The organism is Pseudomonas sp. YH-1, assembly GCF_051990045.1.
GTDB classification, from domain to species: Bacteria; Pseudomonadota; Gammaproteobacteria; order Pseudomonadales; family Pseudomonadaceae; genus Pseudomonas; species Pseudomonas nicosulfuronedens.
Genome location: NZ_CP178184.1, coordinates 1,539,879 through 1,562,360, shown reverse-complemented (window position 1 = coordinate 1,562,360; position 22,482 = coordinate 1,539,879). Strand labels below are relative to the sequence as shown.

Below are 22,482 nucleotides of genomic sequence, written 5' to 3'. Positions count from 1 at the left end.
CAAGACCTCTAGCGTACGACTTTCAGCCAGTCGCCCGCTTTTGGCTGACCAGTTGGATACAAGTCATTCAATAAACGTATACGATTTATCGAGTCAGATTCCGGACCGGATTCTGCCTTCGCGAACTGCTCGACAGTCTGCCCGGATTTGACCTGAACGACGGCGATCCGGCGTGGTTGAGCGAGTTTCTGCTCGTCGGCGCGCATCGGCCGGAAGCTGCGAATGACCTGCATGAAGTGGTCGTCCTCGCTCTCCAGCGAGGCGCGACCTTTGACCACACCGATGAACAGGTAGGCATGGTCCTTCTGGTAGATCACCGCCGCGCGCCGCGCCGGATTGCCGGGCACCACGCCGGTGGCGACGTCGAGGCCGCTCTGCTGGAAGCTTTCTTCGTTCGATAACCGCCCACCAGCGCCCTTTCGCAGGTACTCGGCCGGGGTCAGCTGGCCTTCCCGGGGCACCAGCTTCATGCCGATGTAGGCTTGCTGGTCGGCGGTGTAGCCCACCAACGCGGTCGGCTGGTTGAGGATGCCCCAGCCCGCCGGGTAGGTCAGGGTGAAGTCCAGCTCCGAGTGATAGAACGTCTGGCCACGGCGTACGCCGCTGGCGGCGGAGTCGCCGAAGGGCATGCCGTCGATGGCCTTGAGGTAGCGCTCGGCGCCGACTTCGCGTTGGCCGCTGACAGCCAGGGCCTGGGCCGGACCGATCACCTGTTTCAGGCGCTGGTCGTTGTCAGGGTGGGTGTCGAACAATCCGTGGTAACCCACCGGCTGGGCCGCCTGCCCCTTGCGCGCGGCCTCGTCGCGGGCGAAGTCTTCCTGGTTCTTCAGCACCCGTACGACCTGGATCATGGCGGTGGGGTCGTAGCCGGCGCGGGCCAGGTACTTGGCGCCGAGGCCATCGGCCTCCAGCTCCATGTCGCGACCATAGCCACGGACGAAGGCGGTGCCGAGCACGTTGGTCAGGTCGGCCGCGGCGCCCACGCCGGTGCCGATGGCCACTGCCTGCCCGAGAATGCCCCAGGCGCTGGACTGGCTCTGCTGCTTGACACTGTGCCGGGCGGTGACGTGGCCGACTTCGTGGCCGAGCACGGCCGCCAGTTCCGCCTCCGAGCCCAGGTACGCCATCAGCCCGCGGTGGATATAGATGTAGCCGCCGGGCAGGGCGAAGGCGTTGATGTCGGGAGTGTCGATGACGGTGAAGTGGTACTGCAGCTGCGGACGGTCACCAGCGCGGGCGACCCGCTCGCCGACCTGCTGGACGTAGGCCTGCAGTTTCGCATCCTCATAGCGCGGGTACTGCTTGCCGATCTCCTGGCTGTACTTCTGGCCCATCTCCAGCTCGCCCTGCTCGCTCATCATCACGAAGTCGGACTTGCCGGTGGCCGGATTGGTGGCGCAGCCGCCGAGGACGCTCAGCAGCGCCAGCAGGGTCAGGATTCCGAACGAGCGCATGCTCATGGCAATACCTCCATCATCGCCGGGTCGGTCACAGGCAGCATCCAGCGCGCCTGTCCGGGTTTCACGCCACCACGCTCGGCGCGGTCGATGACCCAGCCGCGCGCCTCCACCTGTCGACCCTTGAGATCGCGCAGGGTTGCATTGTCGAAGCGCTTCACGAGTTTCGCCTCGATCCGCAGTACCAGCGAGCCATCGAGATCGATCCACAGGCCGCCGCGATTGCGTTGTACCTGCTCGACCCGCCCGCGTACCACCGCGAACCCGCTTTCGTGAAGTTGTTCCGCCGTCTGCACCGGCGCGCGCTTCCACAGACCGAGCCCCGCGCTGCGGGCTTGCCGCTCGGCGGCCTGCTGGCAGGCGGTGAGGTCGTTGTTCGGTGCAATAGCTACAAGGTAGCCCAGGCCTTCGGCGAGCAGGCGGGATTCGAGATTGTTGCCGCGGGCGTCGTAGGCGTGAGCTAGGGTGCGGCCGTATTTGTCCTTGCCCTGCCGGCCGGCAACCAGCCCGACCTCGCCATCATTGGCCGCCACCAGCTCCTGCAGGCGGCGCTGGGCGGCAACGGCGAAGGGTTCTTCGGAGCGGCCATGATGGGCCAGTTCCGGGGCGTTGACGCCGATCAGGCGGACGCTGCGGCCGTCGACCAGCCTGAGCGTGTCGCCATCCACCACCCGCGCCACGCGCACCGTTTCAGGCATCGCAGGCTTCGGGCAGGCAGCGGCGCTGGCGTCCAGGGAAAAAAGGACGGCCATAAAAAAGGCGCCCACGAGGGACGCCTTTTTCGAATTACCGTGAAAAACCATCGTAGGCCTTTCCCGGAAATCGATCTTACTTCTTGCCGCCGAACATGGCGAAGCGCTGGTTGAAGCGGTCGATACGGCCGCCGGTGTCCAGAACTTTCTGCTTACCGGTGTAGAAGGGGTGGCACTCGGAGCAGACGTCCAGGTGAATGCCCTTGCACAGGGTGGAACGGGTCTTGATCACGTTGCCACAGCTGCAGGTAGCTTCGATGTCTTCGTACGCGGGATGGATTTCCGGTTTCATGGTCTCTTCCTCTCGGTGGTGTGCCGCCACCCAGTCTCTGGCAGAAGCCGAGCCACGGCCATCAAGGACCGCGGGCGGGATCTTTTACCGGGCACCGCACGCAAATTAAGGGCGTGGATCATACCAGAGATCGCTTTCAACGCAAGATCAGGCATGACCGACCGTCGCATCGCCCATGCTACCATCCAGCGCTCCCAGCCGCCCCGGAATCCGTCGCGTGCCCACACCCTCCATCCTGCGTCTCGCCTTGCCCTCGCCGCTGCGCCGCCTGTTCGATTACCTGCCACCGCGCGGGGTCGACGTGGCACGCCTGCAGCCCGGCGTGCGCCTGCGCGTGCCGTTCGGCCGCCGCGAGATGGTCGGCGTGCTGGTGGACAAAGTGGAAGCCTCCGACGTGCCGGCGGACAAGCTGCGCCCTGCCCTGGCGGTGCTCGACCGCGAGCCGCCGATGCCGGCGCACCTGCTGGAGCTGTGCCGCTGGACGGCGCAGTACTACCAGCACAGCCTGGGCGACACCTTTTCCTGGGCACTGCCCAACCTGCTGCGCCAGGGCGACCCGGCCGAGGCGCGCCAGCAGCGCTTCTGGCACGCCGAACCTGGCGCCCGCGAGGAAGACCCACGTCTGGCGCGCGCGCCACGCCAGCGCGAGACCCTGAAGATCCTCAAGCAGCATCCCCACGGCGTCGCCCACGACCTGCTGAGCCAGCTGCAGATCAACAAGGACAGCCTCGACCTGCTGCAGGAGAAGGGGCTGGTCACCCTGGAGGTGCGCGAACACCGTGTGCCGCCGCACCATGGCCCGTGGCTGGCGCAGGCGGAACTGCCGCTGAACGCCGAACAACGCGCCGCTTTCGAGGCCGTGCGCGCCGGCTTCGGCAGCTTCCACAGTTTCCTCCTCGCTGGCGTCACCGGCAGCGGCAAGACCGAGGTCTACCTGCAACTGATCCGCGAGACGCTGGAAGCCGGCAAGCAGGCGCTGGTACTGATCCCCGAGATCAACCTGGGCCCGCAGACCCTGAGCCGCTTCGAGCGCCGCTTCAATGCGCGCATCGCCCTGCTGCACTCCGCGCTGACCGACCGCGAGCGCCTCGACGCCTGGCTGGCCGCTCGCGATGGCGAGGCGGACATCGTCATCGGCACCCGCTCGGCGCTGTTCACCCCACTGAAGAATCCGGGGTTGATCATCATCGACGAGGAGCACGACGCTTCCTATAAACAGCAGGAAGGCCTGCGCTACCACGCCCGCGACCTGGCCATGGTGCGCGCGCGCCTGGAAAACGTGCCGATCCTGCTGGGCTCCGCCACCCCCGCGCTGGAAAGCCTGCACAACGCCCAGAGCGGCCGCTACGGCCTGCTGCGCCTGACCCAGCGAGCCGGCGGCGCGCACCAGCCGAAGTTCCACCGCCTGGACGTGAAGAGCCTGCCGCTGGATTCGGGTATTTCCATGCCGCTGCAGCGCTCGATCAAGGAAACCCTGGCCGCCGGCCAGCAGGTGCTGGTCTACCTGAACCGCCGCGGCTTCGCGCCGACCCTGTTGTGCCACGACTGCGGCTGGATCAGCCAATGCCCGCGCTGCGACGCGCGGATGACGGTGCACCAGGGCAGCGGCGAGCTGCGCTGCCACCACTGCGACCACCGCGAGCGACCACCGCGCAACTGCCCGAAATGCGGCACGGTGGACCTGCGCCCGGTCGGCGCCGGTACCGAGCGCGCCGAGGAGCGCCTGCGCATCCTCTTCCCGGATTACCCGGTGCTGCGCATCGACCGCGACAGCACCTCGCGCAAGCACGCCATGCGCGACCTGTTCGCCACCATCAATAAAGGCGAGCCGTGCATCCTCGTCGGCACCCAGATGCTCGCCAAGGGACACCACTTCCCGCGGGTCACCCTGGTGGCGATCCTCGATGCCGACGGCGGGCTGTTCTCCGCCGACTTCCGCGCCAGCGAACGCATGGCCCAGCAGATCGTCCAGGTCGCCGGCCGCGCCGGGCGCGCCGAGGAACCGGGCCGCGTGCTGATCCAGACCCACCTGGCCGACCACCCGTTGCTGGTGCAGCTCACCGAACAGGGCTACTTCGCCTTCGCCGACCAGGCCCTCACCGAGCGCCGCTCCGCCGGCCTTCCGCCCTTCTCGCACCTCGCCCTGCTGCGCGCCGAGGCGCACAAGCCAGGGCAGGCCGAGGGCTTCCTCGACGAAGCCTGCACCGAAGCCGAAAGCCTGCAGGCCACGCTGGGCCATGAAGTGGAACTCCTCGGCCCGGTACCGGCTCCCATGGAGCGCCGCGCCGGCCGTTACCGCGCGCAGCTGCTGCTGATGAGCACCGCCCGCGCACCGCTGCACCGCCTGCTCACACCCTGGCTGCAGGCCCTCGAAGGCATGCCCAGTGGGCGCCAGGTACGCTGGTCACTGGACGTGGACCCCATCGATCTGTTCTGACAGCGCTCTTTTACGCCTTGGAACCCGGCTGCCGAGCCGGAACCGTCCTACATTGACTTCCATCAGCCGCGACGGATGGCACAGCGGCGAGACTGAACTTGGAGCGCTCCGCGGTTGGCAAGCCATGCCCGGCCACGGATAATGCGCGGTTCTGAGCCCGATAACCGGTCGCGCGCGCCGGATGCACGCGAGCACGGAGAAAACCATGAAAGACACGATTCGCCACCTGATCCAGCAAGCCCTTGTCAGCCTCACCGAAGACGGCACCCTGCCGGCCGGCCTGACGCCCGACATCCAGGTGGAGAACACCAAGGACCGAACCCACGGCGACTTCGCCAGCAACATCGCCATGATGCTGGCCAAGCCGGCCGGGATGAAGCCGCGCGACCTGGCGACCAAGCTGGTCGCGGCGCTGCCGCAGAGCCCGGAAGTGGCCAAGGTCGAGATCGCCGGTCCCGGCTTCCTGAACTTCTTCCAGGACCAGACCTGGCTCGCCGCCAGCCTCGACAAGGCCCTGGCTGACGCGCACATCGGCGTGCGCAAGGCCGGCCCCGCGCAGCGCGTGGTGGTGGACCTGTCCTCGCCGAACCTGGCGAAAGAGATGCACGTCGGCCACCTGCGCTCGACCATCATCGGCGACGGCGTCAGCCGCGTCCTGGAATTCCTCGGCGACACGGTGATTCGCCAGAACCACGTGGGCGACTGGGGCACCCAGTTCGGCATGCTGCTGGCCTACCTGGAAGAACAACCGGTCGACGCCCAGGCCGAGCTGCACGACCTGGAAGTCTTCTACCGCGCCGCCAAGAAGCGCTTCGACGAATCCCCCGAGTTCGCCGACCGCGCCCGCGAGCTGGTGGTCAAGCTGCAGGCCAACGACCCCAAGTGCATCGCCCTGTGGACCCGCTTCAACGACATCTCCCTGTCGCACTGCCAGAAGGTCTATGACCTGCTGGGCGTGAAGCTGACCATGGCCGACGTGAAGGGCGAGAGCGCCTACAACGACGACCTCGCGCAGGTGGTGGCCGACCTGACCACCAAGGGCCTGCTGGTCGAGAGCGACGGCGCCCTGTGCGTGTTCCTCGACGAATTCAAGAACGCCGAAGGCGAGCCGCTGCCGGTGATCGTGCAGAAGGCCGGCGGCGGCTATCTCTACGCCACCACCGACCTGGCCGCCATGCGCTACCGCCACAAGGTGCTGCACGCCGACCGCGTGCTGTACTTCGTCGACCAGCGCCAGGCCCTGCACTTCCAGCAGGTGTTCGAAGTGGCCCGCCGCGCCGGCTTCGTCCCGGCCAGCATGGACCTGGAGCACATGGGCTTCGGCACCATGAACGGTGCCGACGGCAAGCCGTTCAAGACCCGTGACGGCGGCACCGTGAAGCTGATCGACCTGCTGATCGAAGCCGAGGAACGCGCCTACACCCTGGTCAAGGGCCTCAACGAGAAGCGCATCGAGAAGGGCGAAACGCCCTTCGACGAGGAAGAACTGCGCCGCATTGGCCACGTGGTGGGCATCGACTCGGTCAAGTACGCCGACCTGTCCAAGCACCGCACCAGTGACTACAGCTTCAACTTCGAGCTGATGCTGAGCTTCGAGGGCAACACTGCCCCCTACCTGCTCTATGCCTACACCCGTGTGGCCGGCGTATTCCGCAAGCTGGGCAAGGGTTACGACGAGGTTGGCGGCAAGATCGTCCTGCAGCAGCCCCAGGAAATCGCCCTGGCCGCGCAGCTGGCGCAGTTCGCCGATGTGCTCAACAACGTCGCCGTGAAGGGAGTCCCGCACATCCTCTGCGCCTATCTGTACGAGCTGGCCGGCCTGTTCTCCAGCTTCTACGAGCACTGCCCGATCCTCACCGCCGAAGACCCGGCGCAACAGGAAAGCCGCCTGCGCCTCGCCGCGCTGACCGGCCGTACCCTCAAGCAGGGCCTGGAGCTGCTGGGCCTGGAAACCCTGGAGCGCATGTAAGCACCCATGGCGAAGAAGAAACCCGCTCCCAAACGCGGCGCCAGCCGCTACCAGGCCCCGGCCAAGAAGACATCGGTCCCCGGCTGGGTCTGGCTGGTCGCCGGCCTGGCCATCGGCGGCTTCATCATGTTCCTGATGAAGCTGGAGCCGGGTCGCAACGACGTCAAACGCGAGAAGCCGGACGCGCCCAAGACCGTGGTCGGCTCCAACAAGCCCTCCGGCACCGTGCAGCCGCAACAACCGGCCGCGCCGACCGGGGTGAAGCCCAAGTACGACTTCTACACTCTGCTGCCGGGCTCGGAAGTCGCCGTGCCGCCGGAAGCCGTGCCACCGCCGGCCAAGCCGCAGCAGCCGGCGACCGTGGTCGCGACCAAGGAAGAAGCCGAGAAAATCGACACCCAGCGCGCCCTGGCAGCGCTGAGCGGGCAGAATCCACCGCCGCCCGCGGTGGTCAAGCCGGCGACGCCCGCCACGCCGCCTGCGACCCAGGTCGCCAGCGCGCAGAAGCAGGCGCTGCCGCAGGCTCCGGCCAGCGACACCGCACCGGCCAAGCCGACACCGCCACCGGCCGTGGCTGCGACCCAGTACTACCTGCAGGCCGGCTCGTTCCGCAAACAGACCGACGCCGACCACCTGCGCGCGCAGATCATCATGATGGGCCAGAACGCCCGCGTGGAGTCCGGCACCGTCCGCGACGAAACCTGGTACCGCGTCATGGTCGGCCCCTACGGCGACCGCGCCAAGGCCTCCGCCGCGCAGAAACAGCTCGCCGGCAACGGTTTCAGCAACCTGCTGTTACAGCAGCGCCAGACCCGCTGAACCCCAGCTACGCCAGGGCTTGCGCCGACGGGCGGCGCGCGAAATGCGCGCTACTCGTCCGGCGCAGGACTTGAACCCCGCCTTCCTAGTCCCCATCTGACTCTGCATTCGGGCACATCGCCCCGCTAGTGTGGAGTAAGACCCTTGACCACCATCGTATCTGTCCGCCGTAACGGCAAAGTCGTCATGGGCGGCGACGGCCAGGTTTCCCTGGGCAACACCGTGATGAAAGGCAACGCGAAGAAAGTCCGTCGCCTGTACCACGGTGAAGTACTGGCCGGTTTCGCCGGCGCCACCGCCGATGCCTTCACCCTCTTCGAACGCTTCGAGCAGCAGCTGGAGAAACACCAGGGCCACCTGGTACGCGCCGCTGTCGAGCTGGCCAAGGACTGGCGTACCGACCGCTCCCTGAGCCGCCTGGAAGCCATGCTGGCCGTGGCCAACAAGGACGCCTCCCTGATCATCACCGGCAACGGTGACGTGGTCGAACCCGAGCACGGCCTGATCGCCATGGGCTCGGGCGGCGGCTTCGCCCAGGCAGCGGCCCTGGCCCTGCTGCAGAAAGGCAGCGACGACATGAGCGCCCGCGAGATCGCCGAGACCGCGCTGAACATCGCCGGCTCCATCTGCGTGTTCACCAACCAGAACCTGACCCTTGAGGAGCTCGACAGCGCCGTTTAAGCGCTGTCGTTCCGGAGTAGCCCGTCCAATGTCCATGACTCCCCGCGAGATCGTCCACGAACTCAACCGCCACATCATCGGCCAGGACGACGCCAAGCGCGCCGTCGCCATCGCCCTGCGCAACCGCTGGCGGCGCATGCAGCTGCCGGCTGAACTGCGCGCCGAGGTGACGCCGAAGAACATCCTGATGATCGGCCCGACCGGCGTCGGCAAGACCGAGATCGCCCGTCGCCTGGCCAAGCTGGCCAACGCGCCGTTCATCAAGGTGGAAGCCACCAAGTTCACCGAAGTCGGCTACGTCGGCCGTGACGTCGAGTCGATCATCCGCGACCTCGCCGATGCTGCGATCAAGATGCTCCGCGAGCAGGAAGTGCAGAAGGTGAAGTACCGCGCCGAAGACGCCGCCGAAGAGCGCATCCTCGACGCCCTGCTGCCGCCGGCGCGCACCACCGGCTTCGGCGATGAGCCGGCGCGCGAGGATTCCAACACCCGCCAGCTGTTCCGCAAGCGCCTGCGCGAAGGCCAGCTGGACGACAAGGAAATCGACATCGAGGTCGCCGACATTCCTTCGGGCGTGGAGATCATGGCCCCGCCCGGCATGGAAGAGATGACCAACCAGTTGCAGAACCTGTTCTCCAACATGGGCAAGGGCAAGCGCAAGAGCCGCAAGCTGAAGGTCGCCGAGGCCATGAAGCTGATCCGCGACGAGGAGGCGCAACGCCTGGTCAACGAAGAAGACCTCAAGGCCCGCGCCCTGGAAGCCGTGGAGCAGAACGGCATCGTCTTCATCGACGAAATCGACAAGATCGCCAAGCGCGGCAACGTGGGCGGCGCCGACGTCTCCCGCGAGGGCGTGCAGCGTGACCTGCTGCCGCTGATCGAGGGCTGCACGGTGAACACCAAGCTGGGCATGGTGAAGACCGACCACATCCTGTTCATCGCCTCGGGCGCGTTCCACCTGTCCAAGCCCAGCGACCTGGTGCCGGAGCTGCAGGGTCGCCTGCCGATCCGCGTCGAGCTCAAAGCCCTGAGCCCGAGCGATTTCGAGCGCATCCTCAGCGAGCCGCACGCGTCGCTGACCGAGCAGTACACCGCGCTGCTGAAGACCGAGGGCCTGGACATCGAGTTCGCCGCCGACGGCATCAAGCGCCTCGCGGAGATCGCCTTCCAGGTCAACGAGAAGACCGAGAACATCGGTGCCCGTCGCCTGCACACCTTGCTCGAGCGTCTGCTCGAAGAGGTGTCCTTCGACGCCGCTGACCTGGCCAGCGAGCATAGCGGCAAGGCCATCGTCATCGACGCGGCCTACGTCAACGGCCACCTGGGCGAACTGGCCCAGGACGAGGACCTGTCGCGCTACATCCTGTAAGCGGATCGACGCCACAGCGACGGGGCGCCTCAGGGCGCCCCGTTCTTTTTTGCACGGCGCTACAATGGCCGCACGCAAGCTCAGGAGCCGTCCATGCGCATCCCAACCGCCATCAAGCTGCACAAGGCCTCGAAGAAGCTGTCGCTGACCTACGGCGATCAGTCCTACGACCTGCCCGCCGAGTTCCTGCGCGTGCATTCGCCATCGGCGGAAGTCCAGGGCCACGGCAATCCGGTGCTGCAGGTGGGCAAGCTGAATGTCGGCCTGAGCAACCTGGAGCCGGCCGGTCAGTACGCGCTCAAGCTGACTTTCGACGACGGCCACGACAGCGGACTGTTCACCTGGGACTACCTTTACGAGCTGTGCGTGCGCCACGACGAGATGTGGGCCGACTACCTGGCGCAGCTGGAGAAGGCCGGCAAGTCGCGCGACCCGTCGGAGTCCGTGGTCAAGCTGATGCTGTAAGGCTTCGGCTAACGCACATGGCTGGACGCAGGATGGGTGGAGCTTGCGATACCCATCAACACAATCAGCGCCCAAATCGATGGGTATCGCTTCGCTCCGCGCCATCCTACGTAGTGGCCTGTCACTCGGTCCCATCCCCTCTCCGCACCAACCTTCGTCGGGCATTCGCTCCGAGGCACGCCATTTGCAACATTCGTCCTGCAGACTGCTGCTCGCGTGGCCGCCGTCAGGGGATTGGCGAGATGCCCCCGCTCTAGGGCGCGTTTTCTAACTTTTCCCGACATACTCCTAGGAGTTGGCCCACGCTGCACCAGCTTGCGCGGCGAAGGAAACTCGGGTAACCAAGGCAGTGCAGTGCACGGAAGATTCAGTGCATGACGCGTGGCCACCTGACTTTTCAGTGATGCCGCCAAGTGATGAATCGCGTGGAGCTCTCTCCACGTTCCGCAACCCCGAGAAGTACTTGGCCTTACGTCACTCAGGTGAGCCCCGCCAGTATGCGTCTCAGGACAATGGAGCGTCGCCGATGACCCAGAAGAACAACAGCGATCTACCCCAGCAAGCCGCGGAAAATACCCTCGCCCTGAACCCGGTGATCGGGATTCGCGGCAAGGACCTGCTTACCTCTGCCCGGATGGTGCTGCTGCAAGCGATCAAGCAGCCCTTCCACAGTGCCAAGCATGTGACCCACTTCGGCCTCGAGCTGAAGAACGTGCTGCTCGGCAAATCCGAACTGAGGCCGGCCGACGACGACCGCCGCTTCAACGACCCGGCCTGGAGCCAGAACCCACTTTATCGCCGCTACCTGCAGACCTACCTGGCCTGGCGCAAGGAGCTGCACACCTGGATGGGCGAGAGCGACCTGTCGCCCCAGGACATCAGCCGCGGCCAGTTCGTCATCAACCTGATGACCGAAGCCATGGCGCCGACCAACACGCTGTCCAACCCGGCAGCGGTCAAACGCTTCTTCGAGACCGGCGGCAAGAGCCTGCTCGACGGTCTCACCCATCTGGCCAAGGACCTGGTGAACAACGGCGGCATGCCCAGCCAGGTCAACATGGATGCCTTCGAAGTCGGCAAGAACCTGGCCCTGACCGAAGGCGCGGTGGTGTTCCGCAACGATGTGCTGGAGCTGATCCAGTACAAGCCGATCACCGAAAGCGTGCACGAACGCCCGCTGCTGGTGGTGCCGCCGCAGATCAACAAGTTCTACGTCTTCGACCTGTCGCCGGAGAAGAGCCTGGCGCGCTTCAGCCTGCGCAACCAGATCCAGACCTTCATCGTCAGCTGGCGCAACCCGACCAAGGCACAGCGCGAGTGGGGCCTGACCACCTACATCGAGGCGCTGAAAGAAGCCATCGACGTGGTCCTGAAGATCACCGGCAGCAAGGACCTGAACATGCTCGGCGCCTGCTCGGGCGGCATCACCACCGTCACCCTGCTCGGCCACTACGCCGCTCTGGGCGAGAACAAGGTGAATGCTTTCACGCAGATGGTCAGCGTGCTCGACTTCGAACTGGACACCCAGGTCGCCCTGTTCGCCGACGAGAAGACCCTCGAGGCCGCCAAGCGCCGCTCGTACCAGTCCGGCGTGCTCGAAGGCAAGGACATGGCCAAAGTGTTCGCCTGGATGCGGCCGAACGATCTGATCTGGAACTACTGGGTCAACAACTACCTGCTGGGCAACGAGCCGCCGGCCTTCGACATCCTGTTCTGGAACAACGACACCACGCGCCTGCCGGCTGCGCTGCACGGCGAACTGGTGGAGATGTTCAAGACCAACCCGCTGACCCGTCCGGGCGCGCTGGAAGTCTCCGGCACGCCAATCGACCTCAAGCAGGTCACCTGCGATTTCTATTGCGTGGCCGGCCTGTCCGACCACATCACTCCCTGGGAAGCCTGCTACCGCTCCGCTCGTCTGCTGGGCGGCAAGTGTGAATTCATCCTCTCCAACAGCGGACATATCCAGAGCATCCTCAACCCGCCGGGCAACCCCAAGGCGCGCTTCATGACCGGTCCGGATCTCTCCGTCGACTCCAAGACCTGGCAGGAAAACTCCAGCAAGCACGCCGACTCCTGGTGGCTGCACTGGCAACAATGGCTGGCCGAACGCGCAGGCAAGCTGAAAAAGGCACCCGCTGTCCTGGGCAACAAAGCCTACCCAGCCGGCGAAGCCTCTCCCGGAACCTACGTACACGAACGATGAAAACAGAACTCCTCCCGCAAGCCGGCGCCGTGGACGACGCCAACATCCCAGAATCGTCGACGGTCGTGGAAGTGGCCGCGCCGACGAGCCGGCGTGCGCGCAGCAAACGCAGCGACGAGGAGATCCTGCCGAGCAAGGCGCCGGCGGCGCAGCCTTTCGAGTTCCGCACCATCGAGCTCGACGGGCAGACCATCCGCACCGCCGTGCGTCCGGGCAAGCCGCACATGACGCCGCTGCTGATCTTCAACGGCATCGGCGCCAACCTGGAACTGGTCTTCCCCTTCGTCGCCGCGCTGGACCCGGACCTGGAAGTGATCGCCTTCGACGTCCCCGGCGTCGGTGGCTCATCCACGCCCAGCACGCCCTACCGCTTCCCTGGCCTGGCCAAGCTGGCCGCGCGGATGCTCGACTACCTGGACTACGGCCAGGTGACGGCCATCGGCGTGTCCTGGGGCGGCGCCCTGGCGCAACAGTTCGCCCATGACTACCCCGAGCGCTGCAAGAAGCTGATCCTGGCCGCCACCGCCGCTGGGGCGGTGATGGTGCCGGGCAAGCCGGCAGTGCTCTGGCGCATGGCTAGCCCGCGCCGCTACATCCAACCATCCTATGGCGTGCACATCGCCCCGGACATCTATGGCGGAGCCTTCCGCCGCGACCCGAAGCTGGCCATGGCCTTTGCCAGCAAGGTTCGTTCGTCCGGCAAGATGGGCTACTACTGGCAGCTGTTCGCCGGCCTTGGCTGGACCAGCATCCACTGGCTGCACAAGATCCGTCAGCCCACGCTGATCCTGGCCGGCGACGACGACCCGATCATCCCGCTGATCAACATGCGCATGATCGCCTGGCGCATCCCGAACTCCGAGCTGCATGTGATCGACGACGGCCACCTGTTCCTGGTGACCCGCGCGGAAACCGTCGCACCGATCATCATGAAATTCCTCCAGGAAGAACGGCAGCGCGCGATCATTCACCCGCGTCCTTTCGCGCCCAAAGCCAGCTGAAGCATCACAGCTTCGTCACAGTCGGTGGGCATCCTGCCTTGACCGATCGCTCTGCAGGCACTTTTTTTAAAGAGCCGAACAACAAACAGGCGTGTTCACGGGTATCGACACGTAGCGCCTGATTCGGGACCAGTGCTGCGGCCACCTCCGAAGGTGACCGCAGGGCAACCCGGCTGCTGATCCGCTGCCCTGTTTTCGGGCAGTTGCCCTCTCGCGTCGATACCCGTGCACACCCCTCGAACCGGCGGCAGGCGTCTGGAACGGGGTCCTTGCGACTCCGGTACAGCCCTTGCTTTGCCATTAGCAGGTCGGACCCTTTACGGAGTGCTGTTCATGCGAGAGAAAGCTGAGCCTGGTAGCGTCCCCGTCCCCACCGAGTACATGAATGCGCAGAGTGCAATGGTCGGTCTGCGCGGCAAGGACATGCTGTCCACCCTGCGTATGCTGGCGCTGCAGGGCGTGCGCCAGCCGGTCCATTCGGCGAAGCATCTGGCGGCCTTCGGCAAACAGGTGGGCAAGGTGCTGATCGGCGACTCGCCGCTGCAGCCCAACCCGCAGGACGCGCGCTTCCAGGACCCGTCCTGGCGCCTGAACCCCTTCTACCGGCGCACCGTGCAGGCTTACCTGGCCTGGCAGAAGCAGCTGCTGGCCTGGGTCGACGAGAGCGACCTGAACAGCGACGACCGCGCTCGCGCGCGTTTTCTGCTGTCGATCCTCTCCGACGCCGCCTCGCCATCGAACACCCTGCTCAACCCGCTGGCGGTGAAAGAGCTGTTCAACACCGGCGGACAGAGTCTGCTCAAGGGCGCGCAGCACCTGCTCGACGACCTGATGCACAACGGCGGCATGCCCAGCCAGGTCAACCGCAGCGCCTTCGAGATCGGCCAGAACCTGGCCACCACGCCCGGCGCGGTGGTGTTCCGCAACGAAGTGCTGGAGCTGATCCAGTACAAGCCCATGGGCGAGCACCTGCACGCCAAGCCGCTGCTGATCGTGCCGCCGCAGATCAACAAGTACTACATCTTCGACCTGACGACCGAGAAGAGCTTCGTCCAGTACGCCCTGAAGAACAATCTGCAGCTGTTCATGGTCAGCTGGCGCAACCCCGACGCGCGCCACCGCGAATGGGGCCTGTCGACCTATGTCACCGCGCTGGACGAGGCCATCGACGTGTGCCGCTCCATCAGCGGCAGTCGCAGCGTCAACCTGATGGGAGCCTGCTCCGGCGGCCTGACCATCGCCGCGCTCCAGGGCCACCTGCAGGCGCGCCGACAACTGCGCAAGGTCGCCAGCGCCACCTACCTGGTGAGCCTGCTGGACAGCCAGGTGGAAACCCCGGCCGCGCTGTTTGCCGACGAACAGACCCTGGAGACCAGCAAGCGCCGCTCCTACCAGCACGGCGTCCTGGACGGCCGCGACATGGCCAAGGTATTTGCCTGGATGCGGCCCAACGACCTGATCTGGAACTACTGGGTCAACAACTACCTGCTGGGCAAGCAGCCGCCGGCCTTCGACATCCTCTACTGGAACAACGACAACACGCGGCTGCCCGCCGCGCTGCACGGCGACTTCCTCGACTTCTTCAAGCACAACCCGCTGGCCCGCCCTGGCGCCATGGAGGTCAACGGCACCGCCATCGACCTGAAGAAGGTCGCGGTCGACAACTTCCACGTTGCCGGCATCACCGACCACATCACTCCGTGGGACGCGGTGTACCGTTCGGCCCAACTGCTGGGCGGCGAGACGCGCTTCGTGCTGTCCAACAGCGGGCACATCCAGAGCATCCTCAACCCACCGGGCAACCCCAAGGCCTGCTACTTCGAGAACGGCAAGATCAGTTCCGATCCGCGTGCCTGGTACTACGACACCAAGCGCCAGGAAGGCAGCTGGTGGCCGCTGTGGCTGGCGTGGATCCAGGAACGCTCGGGCGAACGCCGCGCGGTGAATTTCGAGCTGGGCAACGCCGAATACCCGGCCAAGGAAGCGGCGCCGGGAACCTACGTGCACGTACGTTGAGCGCGACAACCCGATACGAATTTGCCCGCCCACCTCCACAGCTGGCGCCGCAAACGCTGTTGATAGGATGGGTGGAGCGCAGCGATACCCATGCCATCGGCGCGTCGAACTGATGGGTATCGCTGCGCTCCACGCCATCCTACGAAAAGTTCTCCCGGTGTCCGTTGGAGCGGAGCGCAAAGAGCGCTCCATGCAGAAGTTTGCCGCGAGGCCATTGGCATCCACCCTTCCCCGCGGCTATCGTCGGCCCACTGCGGCTGGAACAAGAACACGGATGAAAACGCGCGACCGGATTCTCGAATGCGCCCTGCAGCTGTTCAACGAACAGGGCGAGCCCAACGTTTCAACCCTGGAGATCGCCACCGAACTGGGTATCAGCCCCGGCAATCTCTACTACCACTTCCACGGCAAGGAACCGCTGGTGCTGGCGCTGTTCGAGCGCTTCCAGGACGAACTGGCGCCGCTGCTCGACCCGCCGGAAGACGTGCGACTGGGCGCCGAGGACTACTGGCTGTTCCTGCACCTGATCGTCGAGCGACTGGCGCACTACCGCTTCCTCTTCCAGGACCTCTCCAACCTCGCTGGCAAGTTGCCCAAGCTGGCCCGCGGGGTGCGCGTCTGGCTCAACCAGCTCAAGCGCACACTGGCCACCCTGCTGGCGCAGCTCAAGGCGCAGGACGAGCTGGTCAGCGACACCGAAGCCCTCGGCCAACTGGTGGAGCAGATCACCCTGACGCTGCTGTTCTCCCTCGACTACCAGCGCATCCTCGGCCACGAGGGCGACGTCCGCCAGGTAGTGTTCCAAGTGATGATGCTGGTGGCGCCGCACCTGCGCCCGGACTCGCAGCTGGTCGCCGAACGCCTCGCCAGGCGCTACCTCACGCCCTGATCCGCTCCGCGCATGCTTTTCCCTTGAGAAAATGAAAACGCCCGGCGCGAGGCCGGGCGTGGGTGTTGCAGCAGACCGATCAGGCCTGGGACGGCGGCGTTGCAGGAGCAGCGGCGGACGGCGTCACGGCCGGCGCGGCGGCGGGAGCCGACGGTGCCGGGGTGGCGGCCGGAGCGGCTGCCGGTTTCGCAGCGGCCGGCTTGGCGGCAGCCTTGGGTGCAGCGGGCTTCTTCACGGCAGGCTTCTTCGCCGCGGCCGGCTTGGCTGCAGGTTTCGCAGCAGCAGGCTTGGCGGCAGCAGCCGGTTTTGCAGCGGGCTTGGCGGCAGGCTTCGCAGCGGCTTTCGCAGCAGCGGGCTTGGCAGCCGGTTTCGCGGCAGGCTTGGCCGCAGCCTTGGCAACCGGCTTCGCAGCAGGCTTGGCAGCGGGTTTCGCCGCAGCCTTGGCGGTCGGTTTGGCGGCGGCTTTAGCGGCGGGCTTGGCGGCCGGCTTCGCAGCAGCCTTGGCAGCCGGCTTGGAAGCCGCAGTCTTCACAGCAGGTTTCGCAGCCGGTTTGGCGGCGGCTTTCGCTGCGGGTTTAGCGGCGGCCTTGGCGGCCGGTTTGGCGACACTGACGCCGGTGAGCTTCTCGATCTGCTTGGTGAGGCTGTCGACCTTGCTGTGCAGGTCTTTCACTTCACGGCTGCTCGGAACGCCCAGGCGCGAGATCGCGCTGTTCAGGCGCTTGTCGAAGGCCTCTTCCAGCTCGCCCCACTTGCCGATCGCGGCGCCCTTGACGGCATCGACGCGCGCCTTCGCGGAACGGGTGGAGGTTTTCACCGCACCCTCGACTTCGGTCTTGGCCAGTTTCTCAGCCTTCTCGCCGTCCTTGACCAGGGTCTCGAACACCTTGCTGCCGTCCTTGCTGACCTTCGAGTAGGCCCCCAAGCCAGCCAGCCAGATCTGCCGCGAGTATTTCTCGATCTCGCCGATCCAACTGGACTCTTTTTTATCGGTAGTTTTTTTGCCAGCCATCCTGCTCTCCTTATTGGGTTCTCGCGACACGCTCGAGCACTGCGCTCAGCTCATCCAGCTTAGCAGAGAGCGCCTCCACATCACGCCTGGAGGGAATCCCGATGCGATTGAGGGCGGAAGCAACGCGCGCGTCGAACGCCTCTTCGATCCTGTCGAAGTTCAGCTTGGCCTTGACGCTGTGCAGACGGCCCTTGACGCTGTCATTGGCGGCGTCGATCTGGGTGCTCACCAGGTCACGGCCTTTCTTCTCGACGGACTCGCCGGACTTGACCAGTTCCTTGAAGTACTCGCTGCCTTCCTGACCGACCTTGGCGTAGGTGCCCAGGCCCGCGAGCCAGATCTGCCGCGCGTAGTGCTTGGCATCGGAGTAGAGGGACGACTCGAGTTCTACGACTTTCTTCTTGCTGACAGCCTTGGCCATGGTGGCACCTCACAGGATTCAGATTCGATGATGTCGAAAGCTGCCCGCATCAGGCGGGACTGTGAGCCAAGGTATCGGGGAAAATTAGAAAACACATACCAGGCTTTGTAGGAAAGCCGGCGCCGCCCGAGAACGGCATGGCCCCGCCAGGAACGGGGCCGGGAGGAATCAGGCCAGCGCTTTGTCCAGCGCGCGCTCGATCTCGCCCTTGAGCAGGCCACCCATGGCCGAGAGCATCAGGCCCAGCTTGACGTCCACCGCGACCTTGTCCGCGCCCACTTCGATGCGCCCGTCTACGCCGCTGCGCTTGAACAACAGGGTATCGCCCTGCCACTCGCTGCTCACACCGTGCTCGCGGGTGAGCTTGTCGGCGAGCTTCTCTGCCTTGGCGCGGGCGGCCTCGAGGCCGAGGGAGTGGGAACGTTCGACGTGGATACGGGACATGCTGGAACTCCGCGATTGACTGACCCTGCCGATCATACGCGCCGCGCCGTATCGCCGCACCCCGCGGCCACGCTCAGCGGGGCGGCGTTTTCCGTGCTTCCTGTTAGAATGCCCGCCACTGACTTCCAGGGTAGAAATGCCATGAGCGAACCGCGCAAGCCCCAAGCCGGCCAGGACGGCGCCGATCCCACCACGCACTTCGGCTACAAGACCGTGCGCGAGAGCGAGAAGGCCGAGAAGGTCGCCGAGGTATTCCACTCGGTCGCCGCCAAGTACGACCTGATGAACGACTTGATGTCCGGCGGCATCCACCGTCTGTGGAAGCGCTTCACCATCGAACTGTCCGGCGTGCGCGCCGGCAATCGGGTACTGGACATCGCCGGCGGCACCGGCGACCTGACCCGCCAGTTCTCCCGCCTGGTCGGCCCGACCGGCGAAGTGGTACTGGCCGACATCAACGCCTCGATGCTCAAGGTCGGCCGCGACAAGCTGCTCGACAGCGGCGTCGCCGGCAACGTCAACTTCGTCCAGGCCGACGCCGAGAAGCTGCCGTTCCCCGACAACTACTTCGACGCGGTGACCATCGCTTTCGGTCTGCGCAACGTCACCCACAAGGATGAAGCCATCCGCTCCATGCTGCGGGTGCTCAAGCCCGGCGGCCGCCTGCTCGTGCTGGAATTCTCCAAGCCCACCAGCAGCCTGCTGTCCAAGGCCTACGACGCCTACTCCTTCACCCTGCTGCCGCTGATGGGCAAGCTGGTGACCAACGACTCCGAGAGCTACCGCTACCTCGCCGAGTCGATCCGCATGCACCCCGACCAGGAAACGCTGAAGTCGATGATGGTGGAGGCCGGCTTCGACCGCGTCACCTACCACAACATGACCGGTGGCGTGGTCGCCCTGCACCGCGGCATCAAGCCCTGATGGCCCTGCTCCTGCAGGCCACGCTGGCCAGCGCCGAAGCCACCGTCAACCGCGTGCTGCGGCTCGACGGCGTGGCGCTGCGGCGTCTCGGCCGACTCGCCGGCAAGGTGCTGGAAATGGACTGCCAGGCGCCCGCGCTGCGGCTGTTCATCCTGCCCGACGCCGACGGCCTGCACCTGGCCGCGCACCACGAGGCGGCGGCCGACTGTACCCTCGTCGCGCCAGCCGGCAGCCTGCTGCAACTGGCGCTGGCCAAGGACAAGACCCGTGTCCTGCACAGCCCTGAAGTGACCATGGGCGGCGACAGCGCGATGCTGCTGGAGCTGGCCGACATCCTCCAGAGCCTGGAGCTGGACTGGGAGTACGAAGTCTCCCGCTGGCTCGGCCCGGTGCCTGCGCACCTGCTCGGCGCGCGCCTGCGCGGCGGCATGGCCTGGGCCGGCGACAGCCTGGAAAGCCTGCGCCTGAGCCTCGCCGATTATCTCGCCGAGGAAAGCCGCACCCTGGTCGGCCAGCATGAAGCCGAAGCCCGCTTCGCCGAGCTGGACCAGTTGAAGATGTCCCTCGACCGCCTCGACGCGCGGATCAACCGCCTGACCCAGAAGATCAAGCCTGACGCATGAAGCTGCTCGCCTTCCGCCGCCTGCTGCGCATCCAGCGCGTAGCCATCCGCTACCGCCTGGACGACATGGTCCTCGAACTGCCCTTCCTGCCCTGGTGGTTGCGACTGCTCGGCGGGCTGCTGCCCTGGCGCTGGCTGCCGCGCAAGCCGCTGGACCTCAGCCGAGGTGCACGTATCCGCCTGGCGCTGGAAGACCTCGGGCCGATCTTCATCAAGTTCGGCCAGATACTCTCCACCCGCCGCGACCTGCTGCCCGACGACATCGCCCTGGAGCTGGCCTTCCTGCAGGACAAGGTGCCGCCCTTCCCGCCGGAACAGGCCGTGGCGCTCATCGAGCAGCAGCTCGGCGCGAAGATCGAGCAGGTGTTCTCGCGCTTCGAGCGCGAGCCGTTGGCCTCCGCCTCGGTGGCACAGGTCCACACCGCGCAGCTCAAGAGCGGCGAAGAGGTGGTGGTGAAGGTCATCCGCCCGAACCTGGAGCCGGTGATCCGCTCTGACATCGCCTGGCTGCACATTCTCGCCCGTACCGCCGAGCGCATCTCCGCGGACGCCCGCCGCCTGCACCCGGCCGAAGTGGTCAGCGATTACGAGAAAACCATTTACGACGAGCTCGACCTGCTCCGTGAAGCGGCCAACTCCTCGCAGCTGCGGCGCAACTTCGAAGACTCGCCGCTGCTCTACGTGCCCCAGGTCTACTGGGACTGGTGCCGCCCCAAGGTACTGGTGATGGAGCGCATCTACGGCATCCCGGTGACCGACCTGGACACCCTGCGCGACCAGCGCACCGACTTCAAGGCGCTGGCCGAGCGTGGCGTCGAGATCTTCTTCACCCAGGTGTTCCGCGACAGCTTCTTCCACGCCGACATGCACCCCGGCAACATCTTCGTCAGCACCCGCACGCCCTGGAGCCCGCAGTACATCGCGGTGGATTGCGGCATCGTCGGCAGCCTCACCGACGAGGACCAGGACTACCTGGCGCGCAACCTGATCGCCTTCTTCAAGCGTGACTACCGCAAGGTCGCCCAGCTGCACATCGACTCGGGCTGGGTACCGGCCCAAACCAAGGTCAACGATTTCGAGGCGGCGATCCGCACCGTGTGCGAGCCGATCTTCGAGAAGCCGCTCAAGGACATCTCCTTCGGCCAGGTGCTGCTGCGCCTGTTCCAGACCGCGCGACGCTTCAACATGGAAGTGCAGCCGCAACTGGTGCTGCTGCAGAAGACCCTGCTGAACATCGAAGGCCTGGGCCGCCAGCTCTACCCGGAACTGGACCTGTGGGCCACCGCGCAGCCCTTCCTGGAACGTTGGATGCGTGAACGCGTCAGCCCCGGCACCCTGCTGCGCAACGCCCAGCAACACATCGAACAGCTGCCGCACCTGGCGCAGATGACCCGCGACACCCTGGAGCGCCTGTCCCGCGAGCCGCAACCCGAGGCACGCCTGACCGTCACTCAACCCGGAATGGCCAACGCCTGGCCGGCGCGGCTGATTGGCGCGGTGCTGGTCGCTGGCGCCGCCGAGACGGGGCTGGCCACTCATTCCCTCGCCGCCTGGCCGGCCTGGGCGATGCTGGCCGGTGGTCTGTATCTGATTCTGCGCCGATAGCCAGTCGCTCCGGTGGCTGGCACACTTAACCGCTATACAAAGTGGCTCTGGGCACCACGCGTGCTCGCTGTACGGAACCCGAGATGAAAGACTGGCTGGACGAAATCAAGTGGAATGCCGATGGACTGGTGCCAGCGATCGCCCAGGACCATCGCACCGGCCGCGTGCTGATGATGGCCTGGATGAACCGCGAGGCCCTGACCCTCACCGCCGCCGAGAACCGCGCCATCTACTGGTCGCGCTCGCGTGGCAAGCTCTGGCGCAAGGGCGAGGACTCCGGCCATGTGCAGAAGCTGCACGAGCTGCGCCTGGACTGCGACGCCGACGTGGTAATCCTGATGGTCGAGCAACTGGGCGGCATCGCCTGCCACACTGGCCGTGAGAGCTGCTTCTACCGGGTATTCGAGAACGGCGCCTGGCAGACCGTCGACCCGGTCCTCAAGGACCCGGATGCCATCTACTCCCACGTAGGTACAGGAAAACCCCATGAGCACTGATACCCTCGCCCGTCTGGCGGAAGTCCTCGAAGCGCGCAAGAATGCCGCACCGGACAGCTCCTACGTGGCCAGCCTGTATCACAAGGGCCTGAACAAGATCCTGGAGAAGGTTGGCGAGGAGTCGGTGGAAACCATTCTCGCCGCCAAGGACGCCGCCACCAGCGGTGACTGCACGGACCTGATCTACGAAACGGCCGACCTCTGGTTCCACTCCCTGGTGATGCTCGCCGCCCTCGGCCAGCACCCACAGGCGGTACTGGACGAGCTGGACCGCCGCTTCGGCCTTTCCGGGCACGACGAGAAAGCCGCGCGCCAACCGTCTGCCTGAACCCGACAACTTTGCGAGGAAAACAAGATGGGCATCTTTGACTGGAAACACTGGGTCGTCATCCTGATCGTCGTAGTCCTGGTCTTCGGCACCAAGCGCCTGAAGAACCTCGGTTCGGACGTCGGTGAAGCCATCAAGGGCTTCAAGAAGGCGATGAACACCGAGGAAGACGAGAAGAAGGACCCGAACGCCGCTGCCGGCACCCCGCCGCTGAACCAGCCGCACACCATCGACGCCCAGGCGCACAAGGTCGAAGAGCCGGCGCGCAAGGACTGA

Annotated in this window: 22 protein-coding genes; 16 read left to right on the top strand and 6 right to left on the bottom strand. The window is 65.8% G+C overall.

Annotated elements, in window-relative coordinates:
- Positions 1-8: 8 nt before the first annotated feature.
- From ACKI1H_RS07215 to rpmE, 3 genes are read right to left on the bottom strand one after another with little or no spacing between them, the layout of a single operon-like run.
- Positions 9-1,454 carry a M48 family metalloprotease gene (locus tag ACKI1H_RS07215; RefSeq protein WP_138525404.1) on the bottom strand — a complete coding sequence of 482 codons (1,446 nt, stop codon included), beginning with the start codon at positions 1,452-1,454 and terminating at the stop codon, positions 9-11.
- 2 nt (positions 1,455-1,456) lie between these two features.
- A complete protein-coding gene (locus ACKI1H_RS07210; RefSeq protein WP_440468005.1) occupies positions 1,457-2,260 on the bottom strand; it encodes a thermonuclease family protein in 804 nt (267 codons plus the stop codon).
- A gap of 25 nt (positions 2,261-2,285) precedes the next feature.
- Positions 2,286-2,501, bottom strand: coding sequence for a 50S ribosomal protein L31 (rpmE, locus tag ACKI1H_RS07205; RefSeq protein ID WP_024766509.1), 216 nt, complete (start codon positions 2,499-2,501; stop codon positions 2,286-2,288).
- A 175-nt stretch (positions 2,502-2,676) separates the two neighbouring features.
- Here rpmE and ACKI1H_RS07200 point away from each other — a divergent pair, with 175 nt between their 5' ends.
- The 10 genes from ACKI1H_RS07200 (at position 2,677) to ACKI1H_RS07155 (ending at position 16,353) form a co-directional block, all read left to right on the top strand.
- Positions 2,677-4,938 (top strand): primosomal protein N', encoded by a 2,262-nt coding sequence (locus ACKI1H_RS07200; RefSeq protein WP_440468004.1) that lies wholly within the window; start codon positions 2,677-2,679, stop codon positions 4,936-4,938.
- 205 nt (positions 4,939-5,143) lie between these two features.
- Complete coding sequence (gene argS / locus ACKI1H_RS07195) at positions 5,144-6,907, top strand: arginine--tRNA ligase (protein WP_440468003.1); 1,764 nt, start codon at positions 5,144-5,146, stop codon at positions 6,905-6,907.
- A gap of 6 nt (positions 6,908-6,913) precedes the next feature.
- A complete protein-coding gene (locus ACKI1H_RS07190) occupies positions 6,914-7,726 on the top strand; it encodes an SPOR domain-containing protein (RefSeq protein WP_138525369.1) in 813 nt (270 codons plus the stop codon).
- Positions 7,727-7,870: 144 nt separating this feature from the next.
- Complete coding sequence (hslV, locus tag ACKI1H_RS07185) at positions 7,871-8,407, top strand: ATP-dependent protease subunit HslV (protein ID WP_017520170.1); 537 nt, start codon at positions 7,871-7,873, stop codon at positions 8,405-8,407.
- Positions 8,408-8,435: 28 nt separating this feature from the next.
- Positions 8,436-9,776, top strand: a complete 1,341-nt coding sequence (gene hslU, locus ACKI1H_RS07180) for an ATP-dependent protease ATPase subunit HslU (RefSeq protein WP_236172702.1) — start codon at positions 8,436-8,438, stop codon at positions 9,774-9,776.
- Positions 9,777-9,869: 93 nt separating this feature from the next.
- Positions 9,870-10,241 carry a gamma-butyrobetaine hydroxylase-like domain-containing protein gene (locus ACKI1H_RS07175; protein ID WP_054907859.1) on the top strand — a complete coding sequence of 124 codons (372 nt, stop codon included), beginning with the start codon at positions 9,870-9,872 and terminating at the stop codon, positions 10,239-10,241.
- Positions 10,242-10,767: 526 nt separating this feature from the next.
- The gene (gene phaC / locus ACKI1H_RS07170; protein WP_138525371.1) at positions 10,768-12,447 is read left to right on the top strand and encodes a class II poly(R)-hydroxyalkanoic acid synthase; all 1,680 of its coding nucleotides are present in this window, start codon (positions 10,768-10,770) and stop codon (positions 12,445-12,447) included.
- A complete protein-coding gene (gene phaZ, locus ACKI1H_RS07165) occupies positions 12,444-13,448 on the top strand; it encodes a poly(3-hydroxyalkanoate) depolymerase (RefSeq protein WP_246084911.1) in 1,005 nt (334 codons plus the stop codon). The genes phaC (ACKI1H_RS07170) and phaZ overlap by 4 nt, the downstream gene beginning before the upstream one ends.
- Positions 13,449-13,781: 333 nt before the next feature.
- Positions 13,782-15,464, top strand: coding sequence for a class II poly(R)-hydroxyalkanoic acid synthase (gene phaC / locus ACKI1H_RS07160; protein ID WP_138525372.1), 1,683 nt, complete (start codon positions 13,782-13,784; stop codon positions 15,462-15,464).
- Between the two features lie 274 nt (positions 15,465-15,738).
- Positions 15,739-16,353, top strand: coding sequence for a TetR/AcrR family transcriptional regulator (locus tag ACKI1H_RS07155; protein ID WP_440468002.1), 615 nt, complete (start codon positions 15,739-15,741; stop codon positions 16,351-16,353).
- Positions 16,354-16,432: 79 nt separating this feature from the next.
- Here the strand turns inward: ACKI1H_RS07155 and ACKI1H_RS07150 are convergent, their stop codons facing one another.
- From ACKI1H_RS07150 to ACKI1H_RS07140, 3 genes are all read right to left on the bottom strand, one after another.
- On the bottom strand, positions 16,433-17,365 hold the full coding sequence (locus ACKI1H_RS07150) for a phasin family protein (RefSeq protein WP_138525374.1): 933 nt from the start codon (positions 17,363-17,365) through the stop codon (positions 16,433-16,435).
- 10 nt (positions 17,366-17,375) lie between these two features.
- Positions 17,376-17,786: a phasin family protein gene (locus ACKI1H_RS07145; RefSeq protein ID WP_054907855.1), complete on the bottom strand. Its 411-nt coding sequence runs from the start codon at positions 17,784-17,786 to the stop codon at positions 17,376-17,378.
- 168 nt (positions 17,787-17,954) lie between these two features.
- On the bottom strand, positions 17,955-18,230 hold the full coding sequence (locus tag ACKI1H_RS07140) for a polyhydroxyalkanoic acid system family protein (protein ID WP_138213081.1): 276 nt from the start codon (positions 18,228-18,230) through the stop codon (positions 17,955-17,957).
- A 141-nt stretch (positions 18,231-18,371) separates the two neighbouring features.
- Here ACKI1H_RS07140 and ubiE point away from each other — a divergent pair, with 141 nt between their 5' ends.
- From ubiE to ACKI1H_RS07110, 6 genes are all read left to right on the top strand, one after another.
- Positions 18,372-19,154 (top strand): bifunctional demethylmenaquinone methyltransferase/2-methoxy-6-polyprenyl-1,4-benzoquinol methylase UbiE, encoded by a 783-nt coding sequence (ubiE, locus tag ACKI1H_RS07135; protein WP_045212891.1) that lies wholly within the window; start codon positions 18,372-18,374, stop codon positions 19,152-19,154.
- Positions 19,151-19,777: a ubiquinone biosynthesis accessory factor UbiJ gene (locus ACKI1H_RS07130; RefSeq protein WP_440468833.1), complete on the top strand. Its 627-nt coding sequence runs from the start codon at positions 19,151-19,153 to the stop codon at positions 19,775-19,777. The genes ubiE and ACKI1H_RS07130 overlap by 4 nt, the downstream gene beginning before the upstream one ends.
- The gene (gene ubiB, locus ACKI1H_RS07125) at positions 19,774-21,381 is read left to right on the top strand and encodes a ubiquinone biosynthesis regulatory protein kinase UbiB (protein ID WP_440468001.1); all 1,608 of its coding nucleotides are present in this window, start codon (positions 19,774-19,776) and stop codon (positions 21,379-21,381) included. The genes ACKI1H_RS07130 and ubiB overlap by 4 nt, the downstream gene beginning before the upstream one ends.
- Before the next feature lie 83 nt (positions 21,382-21,464).
- Entirely contained in the window at positions 21,465-21,878 is a 414-nt protein-coding gene (gene hisI, locus ACKI1H_RS07120) for a phosphoribosyl-AMP cyclohydrolase (RefSeq protein ID WP_045212898.1), read from the top strand.
- On the top strand, positions 21,868-22,206 hold the full coding sequence (locus ACKI1H_RS07115) for a phosphoribosyl-ATP diphosphatase (protein WP_065086256.1): 339 nt from the start codon (positions 21,868-21,870) through the stop codon (positions 22,204-22,206). Before hisI ends, ACKI1H_RS07115 begins: the two co-directional genes overlap by 11 nt.
- 27 nt (positions 22,207-22,233) lie before the next feature.
- Positions 22,234-22,482, top strand: a complete 249-nt coding sequence (locus ACKI1H_RS07110; RefSeq protein ID WP_024766217.1) for a twin-arginine translocase TatA/TatE family subunit — start codon at positions 22,234-22,236, stop codon at positions 22,480-22,482.

Coding starts and splice junctions, on each gene's coding strand:
- ubiE (WP_045212891.1), top strand. CDS start 18,372: ATGAGCGAACCGCGCAAGCCCCAAGCCGGCCAGGACGGCGCCGATCCC.
- ACKI1H_RS07210 (WP_440468005.1), bottom strand. CDS start 2,260: ATGGTTTTTCACGGTAATTCGAAAAAGGCGTCCCTCGTGGGCGCCTTT.
- ACKI1H_RS07150 (WP_138525374.1), bottom strand. CDS start 17,365: ATGGCTGGCAAAAAAACTACCGATAAAAAAGAGTCCAGTTGGATCGGC.
- ubiB (WP_440468001.1), top strand. CDS start 19,774: ATGAAGCTGCTCGCCTTCCGCCGCCTGCTGCGCATCCAGCGCGTAGCC.
- hisI (WP_045212898.1), top strand. CDS start 21,465: ATGAAAGACTGGCTGGACGAAATCAAGTGGAATGCCGATGGACTGGTG.
- ACKI1H_RS07145 (WP_054907855.1), bottom strand. CDS start 17,786: ATGGCCAAGGCTGTCAGCAAGAAGAAAGTCGTAGAACTCGAGTCGTCC.
- ACKI1H_RS07175 (WP_054907859.1), top strand. CDS start 9,870: ATGCGCATCCCAACCGCCATCAAGCTGCACAAGGCCTCGAAGAAGCTG.
- phaC (WP_138525371.1), top strand. CDS start 10,768: ATGACCCAGAAGAACAACAGCGATCTACCCCAGCAAGCCGCGGAAAAT.
- ACKI1H_RS07155 (WP_440468002.1), top strand. CDS start 15,739: ATGAAAACGCGCGACCGGATTCTCGAATGCGCCCTGCAGCTGTTCAAC.
- phaZ (WP_246084911.1), top strand. CDS start 12,444: ATGAAAACAGAACTCCTCCCGCAAGCCGGCGCCGTGGACGACGCCAAC.
- ACKI1H_RS07110 (WP_024766217.1), top strand. CDS start 22,234: ATGGGCATCTTTGACTGGAAACACTGGGTCGTCATCCTGATCGTCGTA.
- ACKI1H_RS07190 (WP_138525369.1), top strand. CDS start 6,914: ATGGCGAAGAAGAAACCCGCTCCCAAACGCGGCGCCAGCCGCTACCAG.
- phaC (WP_138525372.1), top strand. CDS start 13,782: ATGCGAGAGAAAGCTGAGCCTGGTAGCGTCCCCGTCCCCACCGAGTAC.
- rpmE (WP_024766509.1), bottom strand. CDS start 2,501: ATGAAACCGGAAATCCATCCCGCGTACGAAGACATCGAAGCTACCTGC.
- ACKI1H_RS07115 (WP_065086256.1), top strand. CDS start 21,868: ATGAGCACTGATACCCTCGCCCGTCTGGCGGAAGTCCTCGAAGCGCGC.
- argS (WP_440468003.1), top strand. CDS start 5,144: ATGAAAGACACGATTCGCCACCTGATCCAGCAAGCCCTTGTCAGCCTC.
- ACKI1H_RS07140 (WP_138213081.1), bottom strand. CDS start 18,230: ATGTCCCGTATCCACGTCGAACGTTCCCACTCCCTCGGCCTCGAGGCC.
- ACKI1H_RS07200 (WP_440468004.1), top strand. CDS start 2,677: ATGCTACCATCCAGCGCTCCCAGCCGCCCCGGAATCCGTCGCGTGCCC.
- hslU (WP_236172702.1), top strand. CDS start 8,436: ATGTCCATGACTCCCCGCGAGATCGTCCACGAACTCAACCGCCACATC.
- ACKI1H_RS07215 (WP_138525404.1), bottom strand. CDS start 1,454: ATGCGCTCGTTCGGAATCCTGACCCTGCTGGCGCTGCTGAGCGTCCTC.